The 15,006-nt window shown below is 41.7% G+C and carries 15 protein-coding genes; 9 read left to right on the forward strand and 6 right to left on the reverse strand.

The window, feature by feature from the left end:
* Window positions 1–31: 31 nt before the first annotated feature.
* The 5 genes from AAAA78_RS07845 to AAAA78_RS07865 all read left to right on the forward strand — a co-directional run bounded on the left by AAAA78_RS07845 (window position 32) and on the right by AAAA78_RS07865 (window position 6,721).
* Window positions 32–706, forward strand: coding sequence for a class I SAM-dependent methyltransferase (locus AAAA78_RS07845; protein WP_340591246.1), 675 nt, complete (start codon window positions 32–34; stop codon window positions 704–706).
* Between the two features lie 70 nt (window positions 707–776).
* Window positions 777–1,967: a DegT/DnrJ/EryC1/StrS family aminotransferase gene (locus tag AAAA78_RS07850; protein WP_340591247.1), complete on the forward strand. Its 1,191-nt coding sequence runs from the start codon at window positions 777–779 to the stop codon at window positions 1,965–1,967.
* Window positions 1,958–2,563, forward strand: coding sequence for a sugar transferase (locus tag AAAA78_RS07855; protein WP_340591249.1), 606 nt, complete (start codon window positions 1,958–1,960; stop codon window positions 2,561–2,563). The genes AAAA78_RS07850 and AAAA78_RS07855 overlap by 10 nt, the downstream gene beginning before the upstream one ends.
* Window positions 2,564–2,576: 13 nt before the next feature.
* Window positions 2,577–4,439, forward strand: coding sequence for a polysaccharide biosynthesis protein (locus tag AAAA78_RS07860; protein WP_340591250.1), 1,863 nt, complete (start codon window positions 2,577–2,579; stop codon window positions 4,437–4,439).
* A 164-nt stretch (window positions 4,440–4,603) separates the two neighbouring features.
* Window positions 4,604–6,721 (forward strand): alkaline phosphatase D family protein, encoded by a 2,118-nt coding sequence (locus AAAA78_RS07865; RefSeq protein WP_340591252.1) that lies wholly within the window; start codon window positions 4,604–4,606, stop codon window positions 6,719–6,721.
* Here the strand turns inward: AAAA78_RS07865 and AAAA78_RS07870 are convergent.
* Window positions 6,702–7,142, reverse strand: a complete 441-nt coding sequence (locus tag AAAA78_RS07870) for a hypothetical protein (protein ID WP_340591254.1) — start codon at window positions 7,140–7,142, stop codon at window positions 6,702–6,704. The genes AAAA78_RS07865 and AAAA78_RS07870 overlap by 20 nt on opposite strands.
* 217 nt (window positions 7,143–7,359) lie before the next feature.
* Between AAAA78_RS07870 and AAAA78_RS07875 the strand changes: the two genes are divergently transcribed.
* Window positions 7,360–8,043 carry a hypothetical protein gene (locus AAAA78_RS07875; RefSeq protein WP_340591255.1) on the forward strand — a complete coding sequence of 228 codons (684 nt, stop codon included), beginning with the start codon at window positions 7,360–7,362 and terminating at the stop codon, window positions 8,041–8,043.
* 31 nt (window positions 8,044–8,074) lie between these two features.
* Here the strand turns inward: AAAA78_RS07875 and AAAA78_RS07880 are convergent, their stop codons facing one another.
* The 3 genes from AAAA78_RS07880 to rfbF are packed head-to-tail and all read right to left on the reverse strand — an operon-like array spanning window position 8,075 to window position 10,805.
* Window positions 8,075–8,965, reverse strand: a complete 891-nt coding sequence (locus tag AAAA78_RS07880) for an NAD-dependent epimerase/dehydratase family protein (RefSeq protein WP_340591257.1) — start codon at window positions 8,963–8,965, stop codon at window positions 8,075–8,077.
* On the reverse strand, window positions 8,965–10,038 hold the full coding sequence (gene rfbG, locus AAAA78_RS07885) for a CDP-glucose 4,6-dehydratase (protein WP_340593634.1): 1,074 nt from the start codon (window positions 10,036–10,038) through the stop codon (window positions 8,965–8,967). The genes AAAA78_RS07880 and rfbG overlap by 1 nt, the downstream gene beginning before the upstream one ends.
* Window positions 10,029–10,805, reverse strand: a complete 777-nt coding sequence (gene rfbF / locus AAAA78_RS07890; protein WP_340591258.1) for a glucose-1-phosphate cytidylyltransferase — start codon at window positions 10,803–10,805, stop codon at window positions 10,029–10,031. The genes rfbG and rfbF overlap by 10 nt, the downstream gene beginning before the upstream one ends.
* Window positions 10,806–10,881: 76 nt before the next feature.
* Here rfbF and AAAA78_RS07895 point away from each other — a divergent pair, with 76 nt between their 5' ends.
* Window positions 10,882–11,829, forward strand: coding sequence for a glycosyltransferase family 2 protein (locus AAAA78_RS07895; RefSeq protein WP_340591260.1), 948 nt, complete (start codon window positions 10,882–10,884; stop codon window positions 11,827–11,829).
* On the opposite strand, the gene AAAA78_RS07900 is transcribed toward AAAA78_RS07895, so the two are convergent.
* Window positions 11,819–13,228 carry a hypothetical protein gene (locus AAAA78_RS07900; RefSeq protein WP_340591261.1) on the reverse strand — a complete coding sequence of 470 codons (1,410 nt, stop codon included), beginning with the start codon at window positions 13,226–13,228 and terminating at the stop codon, window positions 11,819–11,821. The two genes, AAAA78_RS07895 and AAAA78_RS07900, sit on opposite strands and share 11 nt — an antisense overlap.
* A gap of 248 nt (window positions 13,229–13,476) precedes the next feature.
* Here AAAA78_RS07900 and AAAA78_RS07905 point away from each other — a divergent pair, with 248 nt between their 5' ends.
* Together AAAA78_RS07905 and AAAA78_RS07910 are read left to right on the forward strand one after the other, a co-directional pair.
* Entirely contained in the window at window positions 13,477–13,716 is a 240-nt protein-coding gene (locus AAAA78_RS07905) for a hypothetical protein (RefSeq protein ID WP_340591262.1), read from the forward strand.
* A complete protein-coding gene (locus tag AAAA78_RS07910; RefSeq protein ID WP_340591263.1) occupies window positions 13,713–14,036 on the forward strand; it encodes a hypothetical protein in 324 nt (107 codons plus the stop codon). The genes AAAA78_RS07905 and AAAA78_RS07910 overlap by 4 nt, the downstream gene beginning before the upstream one ends.
* Before the next feature lie 3 nt (window positions 14,037–14,039).
* On the opposite strand, the gene AAAA78_RS07915 is transcribed toward AAAA78_RS07910, so the two are convergent.
* A complete protein-coding gene (locus tag AAAA78_RS07915; RefSeq protein ID WP_340591265.1) occupies window positions 14,040–14,504 on the reverse strand; it encodes a hypothetical protein in 465 nt (154 codons plus the stop codon).
* Between the last annotated feature and the right edge of the window lie 502 nt (window positions 14,505–15,006).

Consider the following 15,006-nt stretch of genomic DNA (forward strand, 5'->3'; position numbering starts at 1 on the left):
ATCGATAAAGAGTGTACTATTGAATTACGTGATGGATTTAATGAAATTATATTTTGAATGGGATGTACCTAACTGGTCTCGTAGCTATGAAGTATGGCGGGATTACATTCCTAGTGGCCGTGCAAGATGTCTAGAGATCGGAGCAAGAAGAGGTGGGTTGTCTCTGATGCTGGCTATGAACGGAAATTTTGTTGTTTGTTCGGATTTGGAGAGTCCTGAGACAGTGGCTTATAAATCTCATAAGCGGTTTGAGTACTCTGGGCAAATCCACTATAAAGCTCTAGATGTGCATAACATTGGTCTACAGAATGAATTCGACGTCATTATATTCAAGTCTGTCTTAGGGGGAGTCGCTCGAAGAAATGATATTAAGCTGGCGAAATCCGTTGCGCAAGAATTGTCGAAAGCTTTGAGACCAGGTGGGCTTATTTTATTTGCAGAAAATGCGTCAGGAACTTTCCTACATCGGTTAGTGAGGAGAGTATTTCGTCGTTGGGGAAATTCTTGGTCCTATTTTACTCCAGATGAAATGCGTGAAATTTTTGAGGACTTCGAGTTTGTCGAGTTTAAAAGTATTGGCTTTTTAGCTCCCTTTGCCATTGGCAAAAGGATGAGAAGTTTATTTTATCTTTTTGACCGCCACTTCGATTGTTTTTTATCCGATAATTCTAAATACATCACTACGGCTGTCTTGAAGAAAAAATAGAAGTCCGGTGAGGAAAATCTAGTTCTTGTTTTCAGAAGGTATGCAGTTTGTACTTGCGCCGGGATAGAGAATGGCGGAGACTGCCTGCGCATTGTGGGGTATTCAAGTGACTAGTTTTTTGCCTTTTGCCTTGCCGGATATTGGAGAAGAAGAAATTCAAGAAGTTGTCAATTCGCTCAGATCGGGCTGGGTGACAACGGGACCAAAAACAAAACAATTTGAATCTGACTTCACGGAATACTTGGGTGACGGCTTAGAATCGATTTCCGTGAACTCTGCCACAGCTGGATTGCATCTAGCGTTAGAGGCTTTGGGCATTGGCCCCGGTGATGAAGTCATCACAACAACCTACACATTCACGGCGACGGGCGAAGTGATCCGTTATCTCGGAGCGCACCCAGTGTTCGTAGATATCGATCCTAAAACTTTCAATATCGATCCGAAAAAAATCGAAGAAAAAATCACGGCAAAAACAAAAGCCATCATTCCAGTCCACTTTGCAGGTTTGTCCTGTGATATGAACGAAATTATTCGTATTGCTCGTAAGCACAATTTGAAAATCGTAGAGGATGCCGCTCATGCGTTGCCGACTCTATATGACGGAAAACTTATCGGGACCTTAGAGACAGATATTACGGTCTTTTCGTTTTATGCCACGAAAACCATCACGACAGGTGAAGGTGGTATGATTGTTACGCGCGATCCGGCATTGGCAAAGCGAATGAAAGTCATGCGTTTGCACGGAATTAGTCGCGATGCCTTTGATAGATACACTTCGACAAAACCGGCTTGGTTCTATGAAGTGATTGCTCCAGGATTTAAATACAACCTGACTGACATCGCATCTTCAATGGGTATTCATCAGTTGAAAAAAGCCAATAAGTTCCAGGAACGTCGTCAGCAAATGGCGGAAGTTTATTTAAAAGAATTGGCTGATTTACCTCTGGAACTTCCACCGTTGGCGGCAAAACCGACAGATCTGCATGCATGGCATCTTTTCGTTGTTCGCTTGCAAACTCCAAAAGTTTCTAGAGAACAATTTATTGTACAAATGGCAGAAAGAAGCATTGGAACAAGCGTTCATTTTATTCCTCTGCATTTGCAACCCTACTGGAGTGATACCTACTCTTTGAAATCTGAGGATTTCCCGATGGCAACAGAGAGCTTCAACAATGCCGTGAGTTTGCCACTGTATACGAAAATGACGGATCAAGATCAGCAACGAGTCATTAAGGCGGTTCGTGAGATTCTATGTGGTTAGGGAAACGCGTTTTTGATTTCGTGTTGGCGATGATCGGATTGGTCGTTCTTTCGCCTTTGTTTATTCTAATCGCTTTATGGATTAAAATGGATTCCGCTGGCCCCATTTTTTTTCGTCAAACCCGAGTGGGACTTAACGGAAGAGTTTTTAGAATTCATAAGTTTCGCACGATGAGGACCGATGCTGAAAAGATTGGTCCGCAATTAACTGTAGGGCGCGATGCACGGGTCACTCGTTCTGGCGAATTGTTAAGAAAGTATAAAATTGACGAGTTGCCCCAACTCATAGATGTGCTGGTGGGGAGCATGAGTTTTGTGGGGCCTCGCCCCGAAGTGCCGCGATATGTTGATAAGTATCCAGCTGGCGTGAAAGAAAAAGCACTGTCAGTACGCCCTGGAATCACCGATAGAGCCTCAATTGAATTCAAAGATGAAAACGAAATATTAGGTGGCTCCGCAGATCCCGAAAAGGACTATGTCGAAAAAATTCTACCTATCAAGTTAAAATACCATCTTGAATATGTAGCTAGGGCTTCGTTATCAGAAGATTTAAAGTTGATATTTTTGACCCTTAAAGAGATATTTATTTCTCGTTAAAGGTTAGAGGTCCATGTTTCAAATAATTGCGACTTTGCCCCGTAAGTATAAAATTCTATTGATGCTTATTTGCGACGTCGTATTGTTGCCTCTTGCCCTTTGGTCAGCAGTTGCTTTGCGTGTTGGCTCATTCGATCCTGATGTATCAAGCTACCTTTGGTTATTTTTTGCAGTTCCTTTTGTCACGGTGCCTATTTTTATTCGCATTGGCCTCTACCGTGCGGTGATCCGTTATTTGGATGATAAAATTATCTATACAGTTATTTACGGTGTAACTCTCTCAGTTTTGTTGTTGCTTGCAGTTGTTGTGATGGGAAGAGCAACGGCCTTGCCGCGTTCATCAGTCATTATCTATTGGGTTATTGCTGTCGCTTATATCGTATCGAGTCGCTTCATTGCGCGTGGTCTAATGCGAAGTCTTGAGCGAATTGAAGATCACAGACAACCTGTGGCTATTTACGGAGCGGGAAGGGCAGGATTGCAAACTGCGATCGCCCTTTTATCAGGCCCTGAGTATCGTCCCGTTGCATTTTTTGATGACAATGAGGAGTTAAGAGGAAGAAACGTTGCTGGCATTCGTGTTCATGATCCCGAAGACGCTCTTGAGGTCATGGCTGTTAATAATTGCCGACAACTACTCATTGCGATGCCTTCGGCGACACGAACTCGCCGCAAGGAAATCATTCAAAAATTTGAAGGAAAAGACGTTGTATTAAAAACTCTTCCTGGTATGGGGGAATTGGTTAATGGGCGCGTGCGTATCGAAGACATCCGTGATGTTGGTGTCGAGGATCTTTTAGGAAGAGATCCCGTTCCGCCGTTCCAAGATCTCATTGCAAGTTGCATTTTAGATCGCAGTGTTTTGGTGACGGGAGCTGGTGGTTCCATCGGTTCAGAGTTGTGTCGTCAAATCGTTCAGAACGGTCCAAAGCAAATTATTCTCTTCGAGCAGAACGAATTTGCTTTGTACAAAATCGAACAAGAGCTGCGAAAAAACTACGCTTATCTTGAAATTCACTCTGTTCTTGGAGACGTTCTAAATAAAGAACATCTTTTAAAAACAATGAACCAATATCGCGTGCAAACTGTTTATCATGCGGCTGCGTATAAGCACGTTCCGCTTGTGGAAGCGAATATTATTCCCGGTGTCAGAAACAATGTGTTTGGAACGCTCACCGTCGCTCAAGCTAGTATTGAAAGCGGTGTAGAAAACTTTGTTCTAATTTCAACAGATAAAGCTGTGCGACCGACGAATGTAATGGGCGCATCTAAGCGTTTATCCGAGCTGGTTCTGCAAGCCATTGCAAAGTCAGAGAAAAATCCAACGCGATTTACGATGGTTCGCTTTGGAAATGTTTTAGGCTCTTCGGGTTCAGTTGTGCCGTTATTCAAAGAGCAAATTCGTGCTGGTGGTCCCGTAACCGTAACACATCCTGAGGTTACGAGATATTTTATGACAATTCCCGAAGCTGCTCAGTTAGTTCTTCAAGCAGGGGCTATGGGTAAAGGGGGAGATGTCTTCGTACTTGATATGGGTGAGCCCGTTAAGATTGTAGATCTCGCAAAGAAAATGATTGAGCTCAGTGGTCTTGAAGTTCGGGATCCACTGACTGGAGCTGGAGATATTTCTATCGAGTACGTAGGTCTTCGTCCTGGAGAAAAATTGTATGAGGAGCTTCTCATCGGGGATAATGTTGAAAAAACCCATCATCCGCGAATTATGAGAGCTGTAGAGGGAATGATCGAAGCTTCCATCCTCTTCTCCAAATTAGAATTAATGAGGCAAGCATGTGAGGTAGGGGAGGTTGAGAAATCTAAACTACTTCTCAAAGAACTTGTCTGTGAATATAAACCTGCTTCGGAACTTATAACTTGAGAATCAAAGAGTTTAGCGGACTATTTTGTTTGAGTTTGACGACTCGTACTTCATTGGGTTCTTTGGTAAACAGGAAAAAGTTAATACCTCGCAGCAATCGGTAAACATATTTATTTTAATGCTTCCGCCGAATATCATTAAAAGGAAACTTCCGGAGGCACACCTTGAAACAAATTACAAAAATCTTGGGACCTGCTCTAATGAAACCAACAACATCTTCGATGGGATTTTGGTTGGCGTTTGGGCCCGGTCCATTCGAAGACGTTAAAGTTGAAATAAAAATTGAGGGATCGGCAAACCTTATTAAGTTTCAGCGTCTTGAAAATTCTGTTTACAATGTTTTTATAACCAATGTCGACAGGTTGAATCCCGGCACTAAATATCGATACGAAATCTTCATAAACGGTGAGCTTCTTCCGAATGTAACAAAAGAGGGATACAGCTTTAAAACTCTAAGTGGAGTTGAAAATAGTAACCGCTTCGCTCTTGTAAGCTGTCATGGTGTCGATACCTGGGAAGAAAGAATCACAAAGGAAAAAGCTTCTGTCGGAAGTACCTTCAATATGTGGAATGTGCTCGCGGAGAGGGTAGAAAAAGACGATGTAGATTTTGTAGTGTTAGCAGGTGACCAAGTTTATATGGATAAAGCTTTCGAGGGAAAGCTTGCGAACGCAAATTCAGAATCAATCTATGATGTATACTACAAGTTTTGGAGTGATCCTGCATATCTGAGAGTTATTTCCCGAATCCCGTCATTTCTGATGTGGGATGATCATGATCTTCTAGATGGCTTCGGTTCCCGCAATGACCAGTTTAATAAGAGTGGAAAAGAAGAAGGGATCTTTAGTGAATATCGAAAAAAACTCACTCAGGCTTTTTATGAAATGCAGGCTGTTCGTAATCCAAGCAAAATAAAATTTAAAGTAGGCGAAATTCAAAACTTCTCTACATCTGTGGAGGTTAATGGCGATCACTTCCATATCTTGGATTTACGATCCGAAAGAAATAGTTTTCAGGGTATCCTTATGGGAGATGACGCTTGGACTCAACTCGAGGAAAGGACTTCTCGTACAAAAAATGGGAAGCGTCACTTCTTCGTTTCTCCAGTGACCTATTTCCGAATGGATGAATACACGGAAGGGAATATTGCAGAGTTTGCAAACTACCTTTGGAATACTTTGCGTTGGATTGAGAAATTGCCCGGAAGTCGTTTGATTAAGGCTCTTGTGTGGTTTTCCTTTTTTGCTATGTTGTTCCTTTCAACTCAAATTCCATCGAAGGCCGGGGCCCATTTTGGATCTTCAATAGTTCTTTTTTTTCTAGCGTTGTTTTTTCTGATTAGTGAGTATTTTCGTAATAATAAAAAGAACTCCAAAACAGTGCATAAACTTATGATGTTCGCAGGAGGAATTTTCGGGGGGCTGGCTTCGGCGGCGATACTTCTAAATCTAATGCGCGAGAATGCATGGTATTCAGTTGGTGATTACTTACAAGAATTTAAGAGTGTCATTCCAAATGTGTTCTTGGATAACTGGGAGGTTTTAGCGGCGGCTTTGTCTCTTGTTGTTGGTGGTTATGTGGTGTCTTTGTTAAATAAATCTAAGTGGCCCAAGCTTCGTGCAATTGTGTTGGCGCTTCTAGCACTGGGCACCGTTGCGGCTCTTGCGTGGACTGGATTCCCTGACAGAGAACCGCAGTGGGGACACTTAATAAACACAGTGGCTTTGTTGTTGAGTTTATTTTATCTAATCGTGGCCTTTCTTGAGTCTCTTAACTTGTTAGACGAAGCTGCGGGAATTGACGATGACGTTAAAGATGGCTGGAGTTCCGAGGTTAATAGAGGGGAGTTACATAAATTTTTGAAACTCATTTTAGATAGAAAAGGAAAAATCATCCCCTATATTTTATCCGGAGATATTCACACAGGTGGGCTTTCTATGGTGTCGGCAAAATCTAAGGACAGTGTTGTGCGAATTCCGCAAATTGTATCTTCTCCGATAACCTATGAGCCGATGAATCACAGAGCAGAGATGTTGACGACAACAAAAGAAATTAGAGAGCCTCAAGTTGGTGATTTAACGATGGAAGCCTTCAATATCTTTTATCGTTCTGAAAGAAATTTTGCGATTATAGACTGCGGCAGCAGAGATGGTGGGATTAAAGTTGAATTTTATTTTGAAGATATGGTCGCTCAGAAGATGGGACCGCTTGGTTGTCAATGCGGTCCGAAGGGAATAGTAGGGATTGGTGCTTTACGGGAAGTTACGCTCTTAGAGCAGTGACAGTCTCTTTGAATGCTGGGTAGACTTTATCACGTGCTTGAAGTTTTTCGACGTACTGCTGTAGTCCCAGCTTTGCAATATTCACTAAAACAGAGCGAGGATATTTATCCGATGAAAGAGCTGAGATGACAGAATCAGCATTTCCTTCTAAATCCTCAAAAACATGCTCCGAAATGGCTTCGTGAATAGCAACTGAGGAAACTGCGTTCGAGGAAAGAGCGTGAACGGCTTCATAAAGGCCAAGAAGTCGTCGACCTGTTTTTTTAGTTGCGACCTCTTTGATTTTTTTATCCAGATTCAAAGAGATGGTGTTTTCGGCGACCCCGGCACATTGAGCAATAAACTTCTGAGAGCAGTTCAGTGCCTGTTCTAGACTGTTTACGATATCTTTGACGGTAAGCTCATTATTCATTTTTGCCATTTCCTACCTCTAAGGTTTATGGATATATACATAATAACGGTATTTTTATCCAAAAATTTAGCTTTTTATTGATTTTTTAGCACAAAGTATCATGAAATAATTGCAAATCTAGACGAAAATCGGTACTATGTGTCAATAACGTATGCACAAGTGAGTCGTTAGGCGAGTTTATCTCAGTATAGGACGTATTATGTGGAAAAAGGCTTATTCTGCCGATTTGAAAGTGGAGCTTCTGCGATTGCAAAAGGGGAATAAAAAAGAGAAGCAGAGGTATGAAAATGCCCTAAAGGCAGTGTCGGCCGTGCTGCTTGATCCTGAAAATAGAGATGACTATAAGAAAGGAACAGGTCAGTACAAGGCTGCTGATGTTTTAAGCCAATATCGTATTTTCTATGAGGTTCTAAAGCAGGAAAATATCGTTCATTTTGTCTGGATGAATGATGATAAATATATCCACGACTCAAGTAAAGACCCTGATCCTTGTTATGACCGCTTTAAAACCTTGGTGCAAACGGGCAAAATTTCACAATATGTCGCTCCGTCTCCTCCAAAGGTGTCTTTCACGCTGACTGGAGTTTGGAAAAAATCTGTAAAAATATATGCGAAGTATATGGATAACTATGATAACTGCCATTCTGATTTGACGGCTATCACAGATGACAAAGGTGTATACAAAATTTCTAAGGTGACAGCGTCGGTAGAAAATAAAGGACTTGAGGAACTTCTTTTGGAGGAATTGATTGCAGATGCTAAGGGGAAGGGTATCACAATACAGAAAGAATTGAGTTTGAAAGCTGACCAAGTTCGCGTCAATACCATGAGAAAGTTGCTCAGGAAACTTAAGTTTAGCGAAGTGTTATCTGATGATGATGTCGAACTTTGGGAGCTTAAAATTCAATAAGCCGAATCAGGAAACGAGAGATTGTTCTTAGTTATTTAAAAAAATGCCGAACAGTCTCCTTGAGTCCCTCATCAAGCCCCACAACCGGCTCCCACCCATAAACCCTCTTAAGCTTCGAAATATCCGCCTCCAAATGCATATTCTGATTCACGCCATAAGGAATAGCGCCAAACTGAAGCTCTGCTGCGGGATCAATTAAGCTCGCAATTTTCAAAACAACATTTTTGATAGGCTGCGCTTGTCCGCCACCTAAATTATAAAACCCAGATTCCTTCACCTCAGGTGCCATCATTGCGATAAGTCTTCCAATGTCTCTCGCATGCACATAGTCCCAAACTTGAATGCACTCGGATAGCTTCATCGGCTCTTTTTTTAATAAGGTTTGAATAAGTATAGACATCAACGAGCCGGGACGGTCCCCAGGGCCATACGAAGAAAACAATCGCAGCCACGCAAAATTAATTCCGTGATCCTTGCAGATTTTTTCGCAAAGAAGACCAGTTGCAAGTTTGGCGATGGCGTACTTTGTGAGCGGAAGAGTCTTCGCTGATTCATCAATTTTCTTGTTGTGAACACCGTACTCAGCTTCAGATCCCATTCCGATAAAATTTTTAACTGAACACTTTTGTGCAAGCTTGAGCAGATCCACAGCCGCTTGCAAGTTCACGATTTGTGAATCGTTTCCCTTTGCGGTTTTATCAACACCGATCCATCCCAAGTGAACAATTGTGTCTGGTTTAAAATTCGCAAAGGCTTCTTCGATTTTTGGAATGTCTAAAAGATCACCTTGAATGGCTGTTACATTTTGTTTGAGCTTGCTAGGATCTCTTGCCAAGCAAGCGACTTGAAAGTTTTGTTTTAATAGTTCTTGAACCACGAAGGGGCCAATGCCACCGGTGGCTCCTGTAACAAAAACTTTCATTATCCCTCACTTAGCTTTAAGTATTCCTGAATCTGTCTTAGCGTGACAGATTTTAGGTTCTCTTTGTTCTTTAAAAACTCACCATACCATGCAGCCGTGAAAGAGACAGTTTCATCCGGAGTAAAAGTTGGAGTCCAACCTAAAAACTCCATGGCTTTACTAGGATCAAGTCTTAAAAGATTTGCTTCGTGAAACTTTCCAGATGCGGGATCAATTTGAAATTCTCCATGGCCAAGAACTTCAATAAATTTTTTGGTGATGTAGAGAACATTGTGCTTATTTAAAACTCCCTGTGGTGCCAAATTGTAGGGAGTTGAGTGTTCGGATGGATTTAAGTGACAATGCATTCCGAGAGTTAAGTATCCACGAGCGACATCTAAGACATGCTGCCAAGGGCGCACGGCCTGAGGATTGCGAAGAACAACGGGACGTTTTTCATCCATTGCTTGAACGATGTCAGGAATAATGCGGTCTTTCGCAAAATCTCCACCGCCAATGACGTTTCCGGCACGTGCTGAAGCGACTCCAGCGCCCGTTTTCTTAAAGTAAGAGCGATAGTAAGCTGAAATCGCGATTTCAGCCATGGCCTTACTGGCTGAATAAGGATCGTGACCACCCAAGGTTTCGGTTTCTCTGTAAGGCCAGAGCCATTCTTGATTTTCGTAACACTTGTCACTTGTGATGAAGACACCTGTTTTTATGAAATCCGTTTTTCTCATGATTTCTAAAAGGTGAATAGTTCCCATAGCGTTGGATTGAAATGTCTCGACAGGGTCTTCGTAGGAAACATTGACAATAGGCTGAGCTGCTAAATGAAGAACGATCTCTGGTTTTTCAGATTTAATAACATTCTGAAATTTTTCAAAATCAAGAGTGTTGCCTTCGTAGGAAGCCATTTCTTTCGAGAGATTTGTCAAATTAAAATGATTTCCGCGGTAATCAATCGGTGCTTTTGAGTAGCCGACAACTTTTGCCCCAAGATCTAAAAGCAACCAACTTAACCACGAGCCTTTAAAGCCGGTATGTCCAGTGACGAGAACCTTTTTTCCATTATAGAAAGATCTTAAGTCCATTTTATCCAAGGTGCTTTTCCTGTTCTGATAAGGTCTTCAAGTAACATTTTGTCGCGAAGAGTATCCATGCACTGCCAGAATCCAGAGTGTTTATAGGCGTAGAGATTTTCCTTGCGAGCAATTGTTTCAAGCGGTTCTCTTTCCCACATAATCGAATCGCCAGCGATGTGCTCAAAAACTTGATTGGAAAGAACAAAGAACCCACCGTTGATGTAAGTGTGAGTGTTGGCTGGCTTCTCTTTGAATGATGAGATTCGATTGTGATCATCAAACTCTAAAACACCGTAACGTTCGGCGGGCTGAACGGCCGTCAGCGTTGCCATCTTGCCGTGCTTTTTATGCGCTTCAATCAGCTCTGTGATGTTGACGTCACAAACTCCGTCACCATAGGTCATGCAGAATGTTTCTTCGTTTTTCAAATGTTCTCGAAGTCTTTTAAGACGTCCACCAGTCATTGTGTTTTCGCCTGTGTCGACGAGTGTGACTTTCCAAGGCTCGCTTCTGTTGTTATGAAAAGAAGCTTCATTTGTCGAAAGGTCAACCGTGAGATCGCTCATGTGAGCACTGTAGTTCAAAAAGAAGTCTTTGATCATGTAGCCTTTATATCCAAGACAAATAATGAAATCGTTGATGCCATAATGAGAATACATTTTCATTATGTGCCATAGAATGGGTCTTCCGCCGATTTCAACCATAGGCTTTGGGCGAAGGGAGGTTTCTTCGCTAAGGCGTGTTCCGAGACCACCAGCCAAAATAACTGCTTTCATGTCGTCCTTTTCTCTGTTAGAACTAAATAAACTTTTATAAGTTTCGCATTGAAAATCTATAGTTAGGCTTTTAATCATGTCAAACAGAAAACTAGTTAGCGTTGTTACTCCTTGCTTTAATGAACAAGAAAACGTTCAGGATTGCTATGAGGCGATCAAAAGTCTTTTCGAGACGAAATTGAAAGATTATGACTATGAGCATATTTTCTGCGACAACGCGTCGGGAGATAAAACAGTCGAGGAACTGGAAAAAATTGCCGCGCAAGATTCACGAGTGAAAGTCATTGTGAATGCAAACAATTTTGGTTTCCTAAGATCTATGTTTAATGGCGTTATTAGCTCTCGTGGAGACGCCGTAATTCCAATGATGCCAGCGGATTTGCAAGATCCTCCTGAGTTGATTCCTACATTTATCGAGTATTGGGAAAAGGGCTACAAAGTTGTCTATGGTCAGCGCGATAAAAGGGATGAGTCGTTTCTTATCGAAAGCGCAAGAAAGCTTTACTACAAATTTGTAAACCGTTTTTCCAAGGCCAAAATTCCTTTGGATGCAGGGGAGTTTCAACTTATTGATCGTAAAGTTGTTGAGGCTTTAAAGCTTTTTGATGATTACGAGCCTTACTTGCGCGGTTTGATTGCTCAGTGTGGTTTCAAGTCAATCGGTGTTAAGTACTTTATGAAGGCGCGTGAAAAAGGGGAGGCGAAAGGGCGTTTAGGGTTGCTCTTTGATCTTGCCTTGAATGGAATCGTATCTTCAACGACCGTACCTATCCGTGTTGGTCTTATTTTTGGTTTTTTGATGTCGTTGTTAAGCCTTGGTTATGCTGCTTTTTTGGTGATTCTATTCTTTGTGAATGGTCGTTCGCACGTGAATCCCGGTATGGCAAGTTTGATGATTGGTTTGTTTTTGCTAAGCGGAATCCAACTCTTTTTTATCGCTTTAGTTGGCGAGTACGTCGCTTCTATTCACAATCAGGTTAGAAAAGGACCTTTGGTTGTTGAGGATCGTCGAATTAATTTTTAGTCTCTTGATGAGTCCTTTTGTAGATCCAGTGCTTTTTAAAAGGCTGCTCGGGCAATAAACTGTATGGACCATAGCTTGTTTCGGAGATATGGAAAAAATCTTTATTGCTTTCATTAACCACAACATACTCGATATCGAATTTTTGAGCCTCTGAAAAGAGCGCTTCTGCCGTTGCGGGAAGAAGCTGTTTTTCGACGTTGTCTCGATAATTGATAAAAGATTGAATTCGGAACTTTTCGACGCCAGGAAAAATTAATTCGTGTGGAGAAAGAACATTGGCATTTGTCGGAAGTAGCTGTGCAACACGTTCAAGCTCTGCAAAATCAGCGTGAGCAATCTCTATATCTTTTCCCCAGAATTTCGAAATATCATATCCCCAGGATCCAATTAAGAAAATTGCAACTGCTGCCCATGCGAGGGTGGATCGTCTCTCTCTCAAAAGACTTTCGAAAGACCATACCGCTAACAGTAATAAGAACGGTAAAGCGTACATCAAATAGTTAGTATTGTTTCCGTGGGTAACTTGGGCCACGCACAAAGAAAGAAGACCCGTATAATATAAAACTCGTTTATGGGATTGAATAAGATGCTTTCTTGCCGGTATCAAAAGCAACAGCAGCATCAGCGAGTAAATCATTTCCGGAGGACTGTGAAAATAGCGAGCGGTTTCTGAGAACACTCTGAGGAGCGATTCCCATCCATATTTTCCAGTAGCGACATCTCTCCAGTTTGTAAGCTGCAGATAAAGTTGGTGGAGGTCATCAAAAGACCTTACGTCATAAGTAAAGAAGAAAAGAAGTCCCCAAGTTGCAATGACGCCATAGAAAAATCCCGCCCACCATTTACGGTATATCCATAGTAGCAAGACGGCGGCTCCCGTGAATACGACGCCATTTAGATGAGTTGCAATTCCAACTCCGGAAACAAATGCAGATGCAATAAGAAGCCATTTTTTTTGCAAATCAAAGTAAGCATCTAAGAGCAGGTAGCTTAAGAGCCCCCAGAAAACCAGATGGGCTTCGGGGCGAAACACGAAACCCAAATTCATGGTGTGGAAGAATGCTAAAAAGAGTGCAAACAAAAGCAAAACATATTTTTTAGACTGAGAACCTTTATTGTAAATCATCGAAAGTAGCGGGAGGCTTGCTAAGATATATAAAAGACTTAGTGCTTTTAAAACATAGGGTTTAAAGCCAAACCAGTGAATAAGCCAAGCTCCTTGGATATGAAAAAGCTTGTGATAGACGAACAGTTGTTTTTCTGCGGTATAAAAACCGCGCATGGCTTCCGATTTTACGTAACCCAGTTTGTTCAGCCAGAACGAATATTCAGCAAGCCATACATCATCAATATGAATGGTTCTTCCCCAAAGGCTTAAGATGAAAAGCAGGGCTGACATGCAAAAACAGAAAGTAGCCGCGAGGCTAAATTTTTTTGTGAACATACATGAAGTAGTTTAGGTGTTTAAAGGGGAATATTCCAGATTTTTAGTGCTTGTGGTGTGTCAAAGATGCTCCGTTCTTCGGATAGCGTATTCCGAATATTGAAAGCGGTGAGAGCGTGAGGTTGGTACCAAGTATGCAAAATACCTTTAAAAATGAATATTTATAAATGTATGGCTAATAGCCATACAAAAAGGTATAATGCATGAAGAAGGTTAACCCCACGAAAAGCAGGAAGATACAGAAGCTCCGTGGTTATCTTATTGAGGAAGTAGTGATCGAGGGCGTTCTTTTGGATGTCCGCGAGAATCCAAGTTATCCAGAGCAGTATATAGAAGTCTACTACTTCAAAGATTATGTCTGGGCAGTAATTTCGGGAAGCAATCCGGATCGTTATATAACCATGTACCGTAGTAGAAAATTGAAGAAGGAATACGGACTATGAAGAAAAACAAAGTTCCTACCAAAAAAGAGATAGAAGAAAATTTTGAACAATGGAAAAGTGCTGGTCGTGAGAAGATAGCGGCAGTTCGTGCTCGAAATGAACTGCTTCGTCAGGAAAAATCTAAGAAGGAAGCTAAGTTTACGGCAAGATTGACACTGGAAGATTTTGACGGCTTTAAAAGTGTCGCAGAAAAAAAAGGCATTCCGTATCAAACGCTTTTGAGCTCGGTCATCCATGGATATATCAATGGGCATTTGGTAGACGTCGAAGAAATCCGCAAAGTAATCCCAGGGCTAAAGTTAAAGAAAAAAGCCGGGTGACGCTCAAAACCTCACCCGCACCCCAATCCCCACATCCAAATCAACATCGGTCTTCGGCACTAAATCCATCGCCAAAGACACCTCTCCAAAAATCTCTACATTGGGATTATGAAAATTATAAAGAAGTCCAAGAGGAGCACGAGGTCCCAAAGCAATCTCGCCATCGTGCTTGCCACCGTTGATGCTAATCAATCGAACGCCAAGACCATAATACAATTCAATCGGCCCCTCGGAAGTCGCAAATGAACGCGCATGATCCCAAAGATAGGTGGCGTGCACATGCAAACCTTCATAGTGTCCCGTTGAATAGGCAAGAGCACCTTCTAAAGAGTGCTGGCCATCCATGCCCAGTCTTCCGGAGATACCTGTTGGGTCTCCGATCACAGCTCCTAATGCGGCCTCAGCGTGAGCGTGTTGAATTCCAAGAAGAGAAATTAATAGAATGAATATAAAGAAAAGCTTCGTCATGAAGTCCCTCCGCTGTTTGATTATGCCAAGGCCTATTAATGATGCCAGATTTTCTTGTTGGCATGTTTCAAACCGAGTTCTGTTGTCGAAAGCTTAGTCAAAATACACAAGATTAAGAAAGTCCGTCAGTCCAGAGCGTGCAGCTCGATTTGCACAAATCCTGGGATTTGCTGAAGACAGATTTATTCAGCTAGCTCTTCAAGATCAATTAACTCAGGCGGGTTTGAACTATAAGGTTCACGTTTCGTAAATACCTCTTTTCTCTCTGAAATAAAACCTTGAAATTTACACATAATTTACATATAAACTAAAAAATGACTATCAGGTGTAGCTTTCATCCTGAGGCGTCTGATTTGGCATAAAATGCTTATAATAATGAAAAAATCAATAATCTTGAATTTTTCATGTTTTTGGCCGATACTAATGAGGGATATGTGAATTGCGAAAAATATCATCAGGCTCTGAAAGAGCTTTATGAGGTTGAGCCGAATAATGTTCTCGT

Origin of the sequence: Bdellovibrio sp. BCCA (genome assembly GCF_037996825.1) — a bacterium.
In the GTDB taxonomy this organism is placed as follows: Bacteria; Bdellovibrionota; Bdellovibrionia; order Bdellovibrionales; family Bdellovibrionaceae; genus Bdellovibrio.